The 13,979-nt window shown below is 62.0% G+C and carries 12 protein-coding genes; 11 read left to right on the top strand and 1 reads right to left on the bottom strand.

Features of this window, described 5'->3' with window-relative positions; translation table 11 throughout:
- The first annotated feature begins 11 nt into the window (after nucleotides 1-11).
- Genes kdpF through BBA90_RS07075 form a run of 6 tightly spaced genes read left to right on the top strand, consistent with a single transcriptional unit; the run spans nucleotide 12 to nucleotide 7,741 of the window.
- Nucleotides 12-101, top strand: a complete 90-nt coding sequence (gene kdpF / locus BBA90_RS18945; RefSeq protein WP_139074177.1) for a K(+)-transporting ATPase subunit F — start codon at nucleotides 12-14, stop codon at nucleotides 99-101.
- Nucleotides 101-1,780: a potassium-transporting ATPase subunit KdpA gene (gene kdpA / locus BBA90_RS07055; protein WP_065648512.1), complete on the top strand. Its 1,680-nt coding sequence runs from the start codon at nucleotides 101-103 to the stop codon at nucleotides 1,778-1,780. Before kdpF ends, kdpA begins: the two co-directional genes overlap by 1 nt.
- 7 nt (nucleotides 1,781-1,787) lie before the next feature.
- Nucleotides 1,788-3,836 (top strand): potassium-transporting ATPase subunit KdpB, encoded by a 2,049-nt coding sequence (gene kdpB, locus BBA90_RS07060; protein WP_065648513.1) that lies wholly within the window; start codon nucleotides 1,788-1,790, stop codon nucleotides 3,834-3,836.
- A gap of 11 nt (nucleotides 3,837-3,847) precedes the next feature.
- On the top strand, nucleotides 3,848-4,447 hold the full coding sequence (kdpC, locus tag BBA90_RS07065) for a potassium-transporting ATPase subunit KdpC (RefSeq protein ID WP_065648514.1): 600 nt from the start codon (nucleotides 3,848-3,850) through the stop codon (nucleotides 4,445-4,447).
- Between the two features lie 57 nt (nucleotides 4,448-4,504).
- Nucleotides 4,505-7,180 (top strand): two-component system sensor histidine kinase KdpD, encoded by a 2,676-nt coding sequence (kdpD, locus tag BBA90_RS07070; protein ID WP_065648515.1) that lies wholly within the window; start codon nucleotides 4,505-4,507, stop codon nucleotides 7,178-7,180.
- A gap of 54 nt (nucleotides 7,181-7,234) precedes the next feature.
- On the top strand, nucleotides 7,235-7,741 hold the full coding sequence (locus tag BBA90_RS07075) for a TIGR00645 family protein (RefSeq protein WP_065648516.1): 507 nt from the start codon (nucleotides 7,235-7,237) through the stop codon (nucleotides 7,739-7,741).
- A 5-nt stretch (nucleotides 7,742-7,746) separates the two neighbouring features.
- Here BBA90_RS07075 and BBA90_RS07080 read toward each other — a convergent pair whose 3' ends face one another.
- Nucleotides 7,747-8,679 carry a LysR family transcriptional regulator gene (locus tag BBA90_RS07080; RefSeq protein WP_065648517.1) on the bottom strand — a complete coding sequence of 311 codons (933 nt, stop codon included), beginning with the start codon at nucleotides 8,677-8,679 and terminating at the stop codon, nucleotides 7,747-7,749.
- A 92-nt stretch (nucleotides 8,680-8,771) separates the two neighbouring features.
- On the opposite strand from BBA90_RS07080, the gene BBA90_RS07085 reads away from it, so the two are divergent.
- The 5 genes from BBA90_RS07085 to BBA90_RS07105 all read left to right on the top strand — a co-directional run bounded on the left by BBA90_RS07085 (nucleotide 8,772) and on the right by BBA90_RS07105 (nucleotide 13,955).
- The gene (locus tag BBA90_RS07085; RefSeq protein WP_065648518.1) at nucleotides 8,772-9,977 is read left to right on the top strand and encodes an MFS transporter; all 1,206 of its coding nucleotides are present in this window, start codon (nucleotides 8,772-8,774) and stop codon (nucleotides 9,975-9,977) included.
- A gap of 54 nt (nucleotides 9,978-10,031) precedes the next feature.
- Nucleotides 10,032-11,381, top strand: a complete 1,350-nt coding sequence (locus BBA90_RS07090; protein WP_065648519.1) for a cation:proton antiporter — start codon at nucleotides 10,032-10,034, stop codon at nucleotides 11,379-11,381.
- 25 nt (nucleotides 11,382-11,406) lie between these two features.
- Nucleotides 11,407-11,748 carry a hypothetical protein gene (locus tag BBA90_RS07095; protein ID WP_065648520.1) on the top strand — a complete coding sequence of 114 codons (342 nt, stop codon included), beginning with the start codon at nucleotides 11,407-11,409 and terminating at the stop codon, nucleotides 11,746-11,748.
- 186 nt (nucleotides 11,749-11,934) lie between these two features.
- Nucleotides 11,935-12,831 (top strand): alpha/beta hydrolase, encoded by an 897-nt coding sequence (locus BBA90_RS07100; protein ID WP_065648521.1) that lies wholly within the window; start codon nucleotides 11,935-11,937, stop codon nucleotides 12,829-12,831.
- Between the two features lie 107 nt (nucleotides 12,832-12,938).
- Nucleotides 12,939-13,955, top strand: a complete 1,017-nt coding sequence (locus BBA90_RS07105; RefSeq protein ID WP_065648522.1) for a zinc-dependent alcohol dehydrogenase family protein — start codon at nucleotides 12,939-12,941, stop codon at nucleotides 13,953-13,955.
- Nucleotides 13,956-13,979: the final 24 nt, after the last annotated feature.

The raw sequence follows: 13,979 nt of genomic DNA on the forward strand, positions 1-13,979 counted from the left end.
CGGAGGTTGCTGTGAGCATGGGCGTAATAGCGGGCATTGTGCTGCTGATTTTGTTGCTGGGCTATCTGGTATATGCCCTGCTTAATGCGGAGGCATTCTGATGGCGGCGAATGCCTTTTTACTGATCGCGCTGTTTCTGCTGGTGCTGATGGCGCTGGCGCAGCCGCTGGGGCGCTTTCTGGCGCGGCTGGTCGCGGATAAACCGCTGCTGCCGCGCACCGAGCGCCTGCTGTGGCAGCTGACGGGCGCCGGGGAGGCGGCGATGCGCTGGCAGCACTATCTGCTGGCGCTGCTGCTGTTTAATGCCGTCGGCTTTGTGGTGCTGCTGGCGATACTGATGCTGCAGGGGACGCTGCCGCTTAATCCGCAGCAGATGCCGGGCCTGAGCTGGGATCTGGCGTTTAACACCGCCGTAAGCTTTGTCACCAATACTAACTGGCAGGCGTATGGCGGTGAGAGCAGCCTGAGCTACTTCAGCCAGATGGCGGGGCTGACGGTACAAAACGTTCTCTCTGCGGCAACCGGTATCGCCGTGGCGTTTGCATTGATGCGCGGCTTTGCTAACCGCTCGCTGGCCACGCTCGGCAACGCCTGGCGTGATCTGACGCGCATCACGCTCTATGTCCTGCTGCCGCTCAGCCTGGTGCTTGCGCTGTTTTATGTCAGCCAGGGCACGATCCAGAGCTTTGCGCCTTATCACACCCTGACCACGCTGGAAGGCGCACAGCAGACGCTGCCGTTCGGTCCGGTGGCGTCACAGGAAGCCATCAAGATGCTCGGCACCAACGGCGGCGGGTTCTTTAACGCGAACTCTGCACACCCGTTTGAGAATCCAACCGCGCTGACCAACGTTGTTCAGATGCTGAGCATTTTTCTGATCCCGGCGGCGCTCTGCTTTACGTTCGGGCAACACCTGGGCGATCGTCGTCAGGGTCATATGCTGCTGTGGACCATGAGCATTCTGTTTGTCCTCGCCGCATCGGCGGTGATGTGGGCAGAGGTGCGGGGCAACCCGCATTTCCTGGCGCTGGGCGCTGACAGTGCGCTCAACATGGAGGGCAAGGAGACGCGCTTCGGCATACTCAACTCTGGCCTGTTCGCGGTGGTCACCACGGCCGCCTCCTGCGGCGCGGTCAATGCGATGCACGACTCCTTTACCGCGCTGGGCGGCATGGTACCGATGTGGCTGATGCAGCTGGGCGAAGTGGTGTTCGGCGGCGTGGGTGCAGGGCTGTACGGCATGCTGCTGTTTGTCCTGCTGGCGGTGTTTATCGCCGGGCTGATGATCGGGCGCACCCCGGAGTATCGCGGTAAAAAAATCGACGTGTGGGAGATGAAAATGACCGCGCTGGCGATCCTGGTCACGCCCGCGCTGGTGCTGTCGGGCACTGCCCTGGCGCTGATGACCGATGCCGGCCGCGCAGCGATGGCCAACCCCGGCATTCACGGTTTCAGCGAGGTGCTTTATGCGGTGTCGTCTGCGGCAAATAACAACGGCAGTGCCTTTGCCGGACTCAGCGCCAGCACGCCGTTCTGGAACCTGCTGCTCGGGGTCTGCATGCTGGCGGGCCGCTTCGGCATCATCATTCCGGTCCTGGCGATTGCCGGATCGCTGGCGGCGAAAAACGTGCAGCCCGCGGGCAACGGGACGCTGCCGACGCACGGCCCGCTGTTTATCGGCCTGCTGATCGGCACCGTACTGCTGGTGGGTGCGCTGACCTTCATTCCCGCGCTGGCGCTTGGGCCGGTCGCGGAACATCTGCAACTGATTCAGGAATAACGCAATCATGAGTCGTCAACATCTGGCGCTGTTTGATGCACAGCTGACCCGCACCGCGCTGCTGGATGCGGTCAAAAAACTCGATCCGCGCGTGCAGTTCCGCAATCCGGTGATGTTTCTGGTGTGGCTGGGCAGCGTGCTGACGTCGCTGCTCGCCGCCGGCATGCTGGCCGGCTGGCTGAGCGGCAGCGCCGGCTTCACCGCCGCAATTGCCTTCTGGCTCTGGATCACCGTGCTGTTCGCCAGCTTTGCGGAAGCGCTGGCGGAAGGGCGCAGCAAAGCGCAGGCCAACAGCCTGAAAGGCATAAAGAAAACCAGCGAGGCGAAGAAGCTGGCGGCGCCGCACTATGGGGCAGCATGGCAGCCAGCCTCTGCTGATACGCTGCGCAAAGGTGATGTGGTACTGGCTGAAGCGGGAGATGTGATCCCCTGCGACGGCGAGGTTCTGGAAGGCGGCGCGTCGGTGGATGAGAGCGCCATTACCGGTGAGTCAGCGCCGGTGATACGCGAGTCCGGCGGTGATTTTGCTTCCGTGACCGGCGGCACGCGTATTCTGTCTGACTGGCTGGTGATCCGGTGCAGCGTGAATCCGGGTGAAACCTTTCTCGATCGCATGATCGCTATGGTGGAGGGTGCAAAACGTCGCAAAACCCCGAATGAGATCGCGCTGACCATTCTGCTGGTTTCACTGACCATCGTATTTCTGCTGGCAACCGCCACGCTGTGGCCGTTTTCCGCGTATGGCGGGACGCCGGTCAGCGTAACGGTGCTGGTGGCGCTGCTGGTCTGCCTTATCCCTACCACGATTGGTGGCCTGCTGTCGGCCATTGGTGTCGCGGGCATGAGCCGCATGCTGGGGGCAAACGTGATTGCCACCAGCGGACGCGCCGTAGAGGCGGCGGGGGATGTCGACGTCCTGCTGCTGGATAAAACCGGCACCATCACGCTCGGTAATCGCCAGGCGACGCAGTTTCTGCCCGCGCCGGGCGTCAGCGAAGAGCAGCTGGCGGATGCGGCACAGCTCGCCTCGCTGGCCGATGAAACGCCGGAAGGACGCAGTATTGTGGTGCTGGCAAAGCAGCGGTTTAACCTGCGCGAACGCGATCTCAGCGCCATGGGTGCCAGCTTTATCCCTTTTTCCGCCCAGACCCGCATGAGCGGCGTGAACGTGCAGAATCGGCTGATCCGCAAAGGCGCGGTGGATGCCGTGCGCCGTTATATTGATGCCGGCAATGGACGTTTTCCGGCGGAGGTCAACGCCCGGGTTGAGGAGGTGGCACGCGCCGGCGGTACGCCGCTGGTGGTGGCCGAAGGTGCGCAGGTTCTGGGCGTGGTGGCGCTGAAAGATATTGTCAAAGGCGGCATTAAAGAACGGTTTGCTGAACTGCGCCGGATGGGGATCAAAACCGTGATGATCACCGGCGACAACCCGCTGACCGCAGCGGCTATCGCGGCGGAAGCAGGCGTGGATGATTTTCTGTCAGAGGCGACGCCGGAAGCCAAGCTGGCGCTGATCCGTCAGTATCAGTCAGAAGGCCGGCTGGTGGCAATGACCGGCGACGGCACCAACGATGCGCCTGCGCTGGCGCAGGCGGACGTCGCGGTGGCGATGAATTCCGGCACCCAGGCGGCGAAAGAGGCAGGGAACATGGTCGATCTCGACTCTAATCCGACCAAACTGCTGGAGGTGGTGCATATCGGTAAACAGATGCTGATGACGCGGGGCTCGCTGACCACCTTCAGCATCGCCAACGACGTGGCAAAATATTTTGCCATTATTCCGGCGGCGTTTGCCGTGACCTACCCGCAGCTCAACATGCTCAACGTCATGGCGCTGCACTCTCCCGCCTCGGCGATTTTGTCGGCGGTGATGTTTAACGCCCTGGTGATTGTGTTTCTTATTCCGCTGGCGCTGAAAGGGGTGAGCTACCGGCCGATGAGCGCGGCGGCGCTGCTGCGACGCAATCTGTGGATTTACGGTGCGGGCGGGCTGGTGGTGCCTTTTATCGGTATCAAAGCGATTGACCTGCTGCTCACGCTGTCAGGCCTGGTATAAGGAGAAGAGAGATGAGTCAGTTACGTCCGGCTGTTGTATTGTTTATGGTGCTGATGCTGTTCACCGGTGCACTCTATCCGCTGCTGACCACCGGGCTGGCACAGTGGTGGTTTCCGCAGCAGGCGAGCGGTTCGCTGCTGGAGCAGGCGGGCAGCGTGCGCGGCTCGGCGCTGATTGGGCAGCTGTTCACTCAGCCCGGCTATTTCCAGGGACGGCCATCGGCCACGGCAGAGCATCCTTATAACGCCCGGGCCTCCGGCGGCAGCAACCTGGCCGGGAGTAACCCGGCGCTGGACAGTGCCGTCGCGGCGCGCGTGGCCGCACTGCGGGCAGCAAACCCGCAGGCGGCGGCTGCCGTGCCGGTTGAGCTGGTCACCGCGTCCGCCAGCGGGCTGGATCCCGATATTTCACCTGCGGCCGCGCGCTGGCAGGCGCCGCGCATTGCGGCGGCACGCGGTATCACACCGGCCCAGGTGACCGCGCTGATTGCGCAGCTTACCGTGCGTCCGCTGCTGCCGTTTATCGGTGAAGAGACCGTTAACGTACTGCGGCTCAATCTGGCGCTGGATAATTTGAATCCGGTGCGCATTCATGCGCACCCGACACTGTAGGGTCACCCTTCATGGCGACCGTTTCAATGATGGTACGGAACTCACTCTTTGAACGACATGAATGATGAACTGTCCCGGCCCGATCCCGACGCGCTGCTGCTGATGCAGCAGGACGGGCATCGCGGCAAGCTGAAAATTTATTTTGGTGCCTGTGCCGGCGTAGGTAAAACCTTTGCGATGCTGCAGGAGGCGCAGCGGCTGCGTGCGCAGGGGCTGGATGTGCTGGCCGGTATTGTGGAGACCCATAATCGCGCAGAAACGGCGGCGCTGCTTGATGGCCTGACGCTGCTGCCGCGCCGCGCCGCCGGTCGCTCACACCATACGGAGTTCGATCTGGACGCGGCACTGGCGCGTCACCCGGCGGTGATCCTGATGGATGAGCTGGCGCATACCAACGTGCAGGGCGCGCGCCATCCTAAACGCTGGCAGGATATTGACGAGCTGCTTGATGCCGGCATCGATGTCATTACCACGGTTAACGTACAGCATCTCGAAAGCCTGAATGACGTGGTGGCCGGAATTACCGGGATCCAGGTGCGCGAAACCGTGCCCGATCCCTTTTTCGACAGCGCGGATGAGGTCGTGCTGGTGGACCTGCCGCCGGACGATCTGCGTCAGCGGCTGAAAGAGGGCAAGGTCTACATCGGCGACCGGGCCGAACGCGCGATTGAAAACTTTTTCCGCAAGGGCAACCTGTTTGCGCTGCGTGAACTGGCGCTGCGCCGTACTGCCGATCGCGTGGACGATCAGATGCGCGCCTGGCGTGATCAGCAGGGACGCGATCGGGTCTGGCATACCCGGGATGCGATTTTACTCTGTATTGGTGATGACACCGGCAGCGAAAAGCTGGTGCGCACCGCTGCGCGTCTGGCGGCGCGGCTCGGCAGCGTCTGGCACGCCATTTATGTGGAAACCCCGCGCCTGCATCGCCTGCCGGAGACGCAGCGGCGCGCGATCCTGCGTACGCTGCAGCTGGCGCAGGAGCTGGGCGCAGAAACCGCCACGCTCGCCGATCCGGATGAAGTGCGCGCGGTGCTGCGCTACGCGCGCGAGCATAATCTGGGCAAAATTGTTGCCGGACGCCAGCCGCACCGGCGCTTCCGGCGCGACAGCTTCGCCCAGCGTCTCGGCGAGCTGGGGCCGGATCTCGATCTGCTGGTTGTGGCGCTGGATGAGCCGCTGCGTCCGGCGCTGCATGCGGCCAGCAGCAAACCGGCCAGCAGCGATAAGTGGCGGCTGCGGCTGCGCGGCTGCGTCATGGCGCTGCTGCTCTGCCTTGCGGTAACGTTTATCGGGCGCGGCCTGCTTGCGGAGTTCGACAGCGCCAATGCCGTCATGATCTATCTGCTGTCGGTGGTGCTGGTGGCGCTGCGCTACGGGCGCTGGCCCTCGGTGTTTGCCACCGTAATTAATGTTCTCGCGTTTGATCTGATGTTTGTCGCGCCCACCGGCACCGTCGCCGTTTCTGACCTGCAGTATCTGGTCACCTTTGGCGTGATGCTGGCGGTCGGCGTGATCGTCGGAAATCTCACCGCCGGGGTGCGCTATCAGGCCAGGGTGGCGCGCTATCGCGAGCAGCGCGCCCGCTACCTTTATGAGATGGCAAAATCGCTCGGCAGCGCGCTGACGCCGCAGGATATTGCCGCTACCGCACAGCGGGTCATTGAGGTGACGCTGCAGGCGCGCAGTCAGCTGCTGCTGCCCGATGAGCAGGGGGAGCTGCAGGCGACCGGACCAGATTTACGCGGCACGCCGCCCGATGCCGGGATCGCAAAATGGAGCTACAGCAAAGGCCAGCCCGCCGGTGCCGGCACCGATACGCTGCCGGCTGTGCCCTATCAGATTGTGCCGCTGAAGAGCGGTCAGCAGTGCCGGGGTCTGCTGGTGGTCGAGCCGGAGAACCTGCGCCAGCTGATGATCCCGGAGCAGCAGCGGCTGGTGGAGACGTTTACCGTGCTGATCGCCAACGCGCTGGAGCGCATGGCGCTGACGCAGAGCGAAGCGGCGTCGCGCCTCGCAGCAGAGCGGGAGCAGCTGCGCAATGCGCTGCTGTCAGCGCTGTCACACGATCTGCGCACGCCGCTGACGGTGCTGTTTGGTCAGGCAGAGATGCTGATGCTCGACCTTGCGCATGCGCAGTCGCCGTTTGTCGCGCAGGCCGGCCAGATCCGTGAGCAGACGCTGAGCACGATTCGCCTGGTCAGCAATATGCTGGATATGGCGCGCATTCAGTCCGGCGGCCTGCAGCTGCGCGAAGAGTGGGTGGCGCTGGATGAGGTGATCGATGGCGCGCTGCGCAGCATGGGGCCGATGCTGAAAGGCCACGCGTTTGAGCTGGCGCTGCCGTCGGAGCTGGTCCTGATTAAAGGCGACAGCGCGATGCTGGAGCGGGTATTTTCCAATCTGATTGAGAACAGCCTGAAGTATGCCGGTAACGCGGCGCAGCACGGTATTCGCGCCTGGCGCGACGGCAGCCGGCTCGAAATCGGCGTCTGGGACAGCGGGCCGGGCATCGCGGGCGACAGCCTGACGCAGATTTTTGATAAGTTTGCCCGGGGCGATAAAGAGTCTGCCGTACCAGGGGTCGGGCTGGGGCTGGCAATCAGCAAGACCATCACCGAAGCGCATCGCGGACGCATCTGGGCGGAAAACCGTGCCAGCGGCGGGGCTGAATTTCGCCTGTCGCTGCCGCTCCCGGCGCCGCCGGAAATTTCCGAGGCCGCGCTTAAATAACTTCACGCAAGTTCGGGTATACTCGGCAGCTTCGCTGCTAACTTATGGAAACTTATGGAACGTTTTACCGAAAACCTGATGTATTCATCACGCTGGCTGCTGGCACCGGTTTACATTGGACTTTCGCTGGGCCTGCTGGCGCTGACCGTTAAATTTTTTCAGGAAATTTTCCATCTGCTGCCGAACATCCTCAGCATTGCGGAAAACGATCTGATCCTGCTGCTGCTGTCGCTGGTTGACATGACGCTGGTCGGGGGGCTGCTGGTGATGGTGATGCTCTCCGGCTATGAAAACTTTGTCTCGAAGCTCGATATCGCCGAACACAAAGAGAAGCTGAGCTGGCTGGGCAAGATGGACTCCGGCTCGCTTAAAAATAAAGTCGCCGCCTCCATTGTCGCGATCTCCTCTATCCATCTGCTGCGCATCTTTATGGATGCGCGCAACGTCGCCAACGACAAACTGATGTGGTACGTGATCATCCATCTGACCTTTGTGCTCTCCGCGTTTGTTATGGGCTGGCTGGATAACATGTCAAAGATGGAGAAAAAGAAGGCTGACTGACCGGCTCAGCGTGCCGGCGGCCGGGTACCCAGCAGCTGCGGCATCACCGCTTTGATCAGCGTAAAAAAATGGCGCAGCCTTGCCGGATAGTAGCTGGCCCACGGATAGGTCAGCCAGACCGGCAGCGGCGGTGCCTGCCACGCCGGCAGCAGCTGCACCAGCGCGCCGGATGCCAGATCGTCCTGCACGACCCACGATGACACCACCGCAGCGCCCATTCCGGCCAGCGCGGCCTTGCGCACGGCATAGAGGCTGTCGCTGGCGAGCCGCGGCGCGATAGCCAGACTTACCATTGCGCTATCGCTGACGCGTTGCAGCGCAATCTCATTGCGATAAAAGCTGGTCAGCGCCAGCCACGGCAGCTGTGCCAGTTCATCGGTCTGCGTCACCGGGGGATGGGCGGCCAGCAGCGCCGGCGCCGCCACCACAATACGCGGCACCTCGGCCAGCAGCACGGCCACAATGCCCGGATCGTCGGGCGCGCCAACCTGAATCGCACAATCAATATTTTCACGGATAAAGTCCGGCGTGCGATCGTTGAGCATCCACTCCACATTCAGACGCGGGTAGCGCTGCAGCCAGGTCACCAGTGGCGTAATCAGCTGATCCTGTCCGAAGGCGTGCGGCGCGCGTACCCGCAGCGTGCCCGCCGGTTCATCATGCGACCCGGTCAGCTCATCTTCCAGCGCATACCACGTGGCCATTAACTGTCGCGCCTGCGTATAGCAGCGCTCCCCGTCATCCGTCAGTTTAAGCGCATGTGTGGTGCGCAGTATCAGCTTCAGGCCGAGATAGTGCTCCAGCGCCTGCAGACGGCGGCTGATGGTGGGCTGTGTGATGCTGAGCTGCCGCGCGGCGGCAGAGAGAGAGCCACTCTCAACGATACGGATAAAGGTCTGCATCAGGGCGATACGATCGGTACTGGTCAGGTTGTTCATACGTGTCATGCATAACAGTTGTGTGTTACCGCACTCTACCGCGTATGGCTGCCGTGCGCTTTACTGGATGCAACTTTTCAGGAGAACTGCCCATGTCTGTTTTATCCTCATCTGCCCGTCGCGCAGAAACGCTTCCCGCTCCGCTGCTGTTTACGCTTGCCGCCGGTGCCGGGCTGAGCGTCGCTTCTATTTATTACAGCCAGCCCATGCTGGATATCATCAGTAAAACATTTAACACCGGCATCAGCAGCACCGGTATGGTGCCGATGCTGACGCAGGCGGGCTATGCGCTGGGGATCCTGCTGCTGGCCCCGCTGGGCGATCGCCATGACCGGCGCACCATTATTCTGATTAAGGGATTACTGCTGGTGGCCTCGCTGCTGCTGTGCGGGTTTGCCGGCGGGATCGGCGCGCTGCTGATCGCCAGCTTTGTGACCGGACTGACCGCCACCGTGGCACAGGATATTGTGCCCGCTTCTGCCGCGCTGGCACCTGAGCATCGCCGCGGCAGGGCGGTTGGCGTGGTAATGACCGGGTTGCTGGCGGGTATTCTGCTGTCGCGGGTGATCAGCGGTCTGGTGGCGGAGTATGCCGGCTGGCGTACGCTCTATTTTATCGCCGCGGGCGCTATGCTGCTGATGACGCTGGCACTCTGGCGCGTGCTGCCGCGCTTCACACCTGGTACCGCCGTCAGCTATCCGCGCCTGCTGCTGTCGCTGGCGCAGCTGTGGCGTCAGCATCAGACGCTGCGCCGCGCCGCGCTGGCACAGGGACTGTTATCCGTGGGGTTCAGCGCCTTCTGGTCCACGCTGGCGCTGATGCTGAGCGAGCGCTTTCATTTCGACAGTGCCGTTGCGGGCGCGTTTGGCCTGGCGGGTGCGGCAGGGGCGCTGGCAGCCCCGCTGGCCGGTAGCGTGGCCGATCGCATCGGTCCGGCGCGGGTGACACAGTACGGCTCTGCGCTGGTGATGGGGTCGTTCGCGCTGATGTTCCTGCTGCCGCTGCTGCCGCTGCCGGCGCAGCCGGGCGTGATTATCCTGAGTACGGTGGGATTTGATCTGGGGGTGCAGGCGACGCTGGTCGCGCATCAGACGCTGGTCTACAGTCTGGCACCCGAGGCGCGCAGTCGCCTGAATGCCCTGATGTTTACCGTAATATTTGTCGGTATGGCCGCCGGTGCGGCACTGGGCAGCCTGGCCCTGGCGCATTTTGGCTGGAGCGGCGTGGTCACGCTGGCAACGGCGGCGGCACTGCTGGCCCTGCTGGTACGTCTGCGCAGCGCACACCTCAAAAACTAATTTTCAATCATGTGCCAGGCTTAAGAGAGTTATGTTTTTGAAAAGCGGAGCGTTATGAATTTCCTTGCCTGGACCGCCGTTGTCGGCGGTCTGTTACTGATCATGTCACTGGCCTCCGGCTGGATCCATCGCGGACCGGTGACCTCATTCGGCCTCTATCTTATCGCCGGGATTATCTGCGGTCCTTGGGTGCTGGATCTGCTGCGTATCGATATTGTGGGTCACTCTGAGCTGGTGGCGCATATCACCGAAATCACGATGGCCGCGTCGCTGTTTATCACCGGGCTGAAGCTGCGTCTGCCGCTGAAAGCGCACGCGTGGCGGGTCGGACTGCGGCTGGCATTTCCGGCGATGCTGCTGACGGTGGGCGGTATGGCGTGCCTGGTGCACTGGATCACCGGTTTTAACTGGCCGCTGTCGCTGGCGTTTGGCGCCATTGTTGCGCCAACCGATCCGGTGCTGGCCAGCCTGATTTCAGTCAACGATGCGCGCGATGATGATGCACTGCGCGTTGCGCTCTCCAGCGAAGCGGGGATGAACGATGGTTCGGCGCTGCCGCTGCTGATCCTGGCGCTGCTGCTGATGCGCCCGGAAGGGTTTGATCTCGCCAGCCTGGGGGAGTGGGCGACGCTGGATGTGCTCTGGTCTATTGGCGGTGGTATTGCGATTGGCTATCTGCTGGGGCGCATTATCGGCCAGCTGGCGGCGCGGCTGCGCAGCGCGCACGATGACGTAGCGCCAAACGATTTTCTTGCGCTGGCGCTTATTGCGTTCAGCTATGCTGCCTCGCAGGCGCTGGATGCCTCTGGCTTTCTGGCGACCTTCGCCGCAGGCGTCGGCCTGCGTCGCGCTGAACTGCGCGTAACGCGCTGTTTTCCGCTGGAAGATCTGCCGGAAGAGAAACAACATCTGCCGGCCGAGGTTATGGTGAACCCCAATCAGCGCGTACGGCAGAGCGGTGGCGGAATGGTTAAATCCGTGGGCCTGGTGATTGGCGATGCGCTCTCATTTGGCGATACGGTGGAACGCCTGCTGGCCGCCGCGCTGATGGTTGTGCTGGGCATTACGCTGGCGCACCACTGGAACCCGATGGGCATTGGCCTGGCGCTGCTGCTGTTTATCGTGGTGCGACCGCTGGCAGTCTGGCTTACTACCTGGCGCTGTGAAATGCCGCGCGCGCGCCGGCTGCTGATTGGCTGGCTCGGCATTCGCGGAATTGGCAGTATCAACTATATCGCTTTTGCCTGGGTGCACGGCCTGCAGGGCACTGAAGCGCAGCAGATGGTGGATATGGCCCTGACCATTGTAGTATGCAGCGTGGTGCTGCACGGTATCACAGTGACACCGCTCTTAAACTGGCGTGCTGCCCGTCAGGCGGCACGCGCGCAACAGGATGAAACCTGAGTTTCCGGAAACAACAGGAGCCTTTATGAAACGCTTATTGATTGCCCTGATGGGCTTAACCCTTTCTGCCGGTGCGCTGGCGGAAGAGGCGGATGCACAAGAGAATATCTACGCTGGTCAGCTCTGCCATCTGGTCAGCAGCGAGCAGAAAACTGGTGACATGGAGAGCTATACCGCGAAGCTGAAAGCGCAAATGGCCGCCAGCCAGTCGCCTTCTGCAATGAACAAGCCTGAGTTCGATGAAGAGATCGCACAGGAAGTGATCAACGGCTGGCTGGAACTGGGTGAAGAAGAGCGCGGTAAGCTGCGTCACGATCAGCAGCAGTGCGAGCAGACCGTCATGACGCAGTTTCAGCAGCAGGATTAAGCCGCGTCTTTGGTCTGCAGGCCGCCGCAGCTGTAACAATCACATTATACGCGCCTTTTACGGCGCGTTTTTTTATGGCTTTTTGGTGCGGAATGCGTACATTATCGCCGGATAGAAATCAGACTTTCGTCACACCAATAATCTGACCCGGAGCCGGGTGTTTCCTGAGAGTGGCTGGCACGCAACATGATGACACGTCGTCGTTTTTTACAGGCGAGCGGAGCAACCGTTCTCGCGATGACCACCGGCAAGCTGTTTGCCCGTGATGACATCATTCCGCTCTGGCCGGATGAGCCGCCGGGCGGTGGCGGTCCGTCTGGCTTGTTGAGGGTCAACACCAAAGGCTCATGGACCAACATCGTTTCACCCGCTATTCAGCGCTTTCGTCCGGAGAATCCCAACGGCGAGGCGGTGCTGATTGCCGCAGGCGGCGGTTATCGCTTTATCGGTATGGGCCGGGAGGCGTGGCCGGTTGCGCGCTGGCTGAATGCCAATGGCTATACCGCCTATGTGCTGAGCTATCGCCTGCCCGGTGAGAAGTGGCAGGCGGGCAATCTGGCACCGCTGCAGGATGCGCAGCGCGCCATTCGCATGGTGCGCGCAATGGAGTCGAACGTGCACCTGCTCGGCTTTTCGGCCGGAGGTCATCTGATGGGCATGGCCGCCGCGCGGCCTGATTTTCGCACCTATCCGCAGCAGGACGCGCTGGATGAGATCGTGCCGTCGGCCAGCAGCGTAGGGCTTATCTATCCGGTGATCACGCTGGAAGCGCCGTTTCAGCATACGCAGACCCGCCTGATGATGGTGGGGGCACATGCCACCGCGACTCAGGCGGCAAACTGGTCAGTGCAAAACTATGTCACCCGCGCCTATCCACCGACGTTTCTCGCCCAGGCGGAGGACGATCGCACCTCTAATCCCTACAACACCGAACTGATGCGCGACGTCTGCCGGCGCATGCGCGTACCGGTTGAGCTGATTGAGCTTAGCAGCGGCGGGCACGGCTTTGGTCTGGGTAAAGCGGGCACGCCTGCTGCGCTCTGGGACCAGGCGTATGTGCGCTGGCTTGATAAACTGAGCTGATCGCTGCGGCGTGTCTGCCGCACACCTTACCAGGCACGAATGCTGTTGCACTGCCACACTCAGTAACCGGTAGCGCGTTATTGTGTGTTCTGACAGGAGAAAAGCGAATGAAAGCGATGATTCTTAACCAGCCCGGCGGCCTGGATAATCTGCAGCAGGTGGATCTGCCCGATCCTGGCAAGCCCGCTGCTGATGAGATCCGCGTCCGTATCCACGCCACCTCACTTAACTATCACGATCTGCTGGTCGCAGACGGCTCGATCCCGACTGAAGCAGGGCGCATCATGATGGCGGACGGCGCCGGCGTTGTGGAAGAGGTGGGCAGCAGCGTCAGCGAATTCCGGCCCGGCGACCATGTGGTCTCCTGCTTTTTCCCGCAGTGGCAGGATGGCCTGCCTTACGCCCGCGTGGGTGACTTTACCCGTACGCCAGGGGATGGTGCCCACGGCTTTGCCGCTGAAATCGTGGTGCGTCCGGCGCATCACTTTACGCTGGCACCGCGCGGCTGGAGCCATGCCGAAGCGGCGACTATCACCACCTCCGGGCTGACGGCGTGGCGGGCGCTGGTGGGGGATGCACAGATCAAAGCGGGTGATACCATCGTTACGCTCGGCACCGGCGGTGTCTCTATCACCGCACTGCAGATTGCTAAGGCGATGGGTGCACGGGTGATTGTCACGTCCTCTTCTGATGAAAAGCTGGCGCGTGCGCGCGAGCTGGGCGCCGATGCCGGTATCAACTATCGCACCACGCCCGGCTGGGGCAGCGAAGTACAGCAGCTGACGGAGGGTGTCGGTGCGGACGTGGTGATTGAACTGGGCGGACCCGGCACCATGGCAGAGTCGATCAAAGCAGTGCGCATCGGCGGACATATCGCGCTGATTGGCGTACTGACCGGCCATGAGGGTGTGATCCCGACCTCGCTGTTAATGGCGAAGCAGGCGCGGATCCAGGGGCTGATTGTGGGTCATCGTCGTCAGCAGCAGGAGTTTGTACGTGCGCTGGAGCAGATTGCGGTCCGGCCGGTGATTGGTGAACATTTTGCGGCGCTTGACGAGCTGCCGGCGGCGTTCCGTCATCAGCAGGGTGCCAGCCACTTTGGCAAAATTACCGTCTCCTGGTAATAGGCCATTGTGATCAAAAAAGGC

The sequence above is a fragment of the Pantoea eucrina genome (genome assembly GCF_001691555.1).
In the GTDB taxonomy this organism is placed as follows: domain Bacteria; phylum Pseudomonadota; class Gammaproteobacteria; order Enterobacterales; family Enterobacteriaceae; genus Pantoea; species Pantoea borealis.

Bases quoted from the DNA above. Each gene is read 5' to 3' on its own strand.
- kdpA (WP_065648512.1), top strand. From the start codon at position 101: ATGGCGGCGAATGCCTTTTTACTGATCGCGCTGTTTCTGCTGGTGCTG.
- kdpB (WP_065648513.1), top strand. From the start codon at position 1,788: ATGAGTCGTCAACATCTGGCGCTGTTTGATGCACAGCTGACCCGCACC.
- kdpC (WP_065648514.1), top strand. From the start codon at position 3,848: ATGAGTCAGTTACGTCCGGCTGTTGTATTGTTTATGGTGCTGATGCTG.
- kdpD (WP_065648515.1), top strand. From the start codon at position 4,505: ATGAATGATGAACTGTCCCGGCCCGATCCCGACGCGCTGCTGCTGATG.
- BBA90_RS07075 (WP_065648516.1), top strand. From the start codon at position 7,235: ATGGAACGTTTTACCGAAAACCTGATGTATTCATCACGCTGGCTGCTG.
- BBA90_RS07080 (WP_065648517.1), bottom strand. From the start codon at position 8,679: ATGAACAACCTGACCAGTACCGATCGTATCGCCCTGATGCAGACCTTT.
- BBA90_RS07085 (WP_065648518.1), top strand. From the start codon at position 8,772: ATGTCTGTTTTATCCTCATCTGCCCGTCGCGCAGAAACGCTTCCCGCT.
- BBA90_RS07090 (WP_065648519.1), top strand. From the start codon at position 10,032: ATGAATTTCCTTGCCTGGACCGCCGTTGTCGGCGGTCTGTTACTGATC.
- BBA90_RS07095 (WP_065648520.1), top strand. From the start codon at position 11,407: ATGAAACGCTTATTGATTGCCCTGATGGGCTTAACCCTTTCTGCCGGT.
- BBA90_RS07100 (WP_065648521.1), top strand. From the start codon at position 11,935: ATGATGACACGTCGTCGTTTTTTACAGGCGAGCGGAGCAACCGTTCTC.
- BBA90_RS07105 (WP_065648522.1), top strand. From the start codon at position 12,939: ATGAAAGCGATGATTCTTAACCAGCCCGGCGGCCTGGATAATCTGCAG.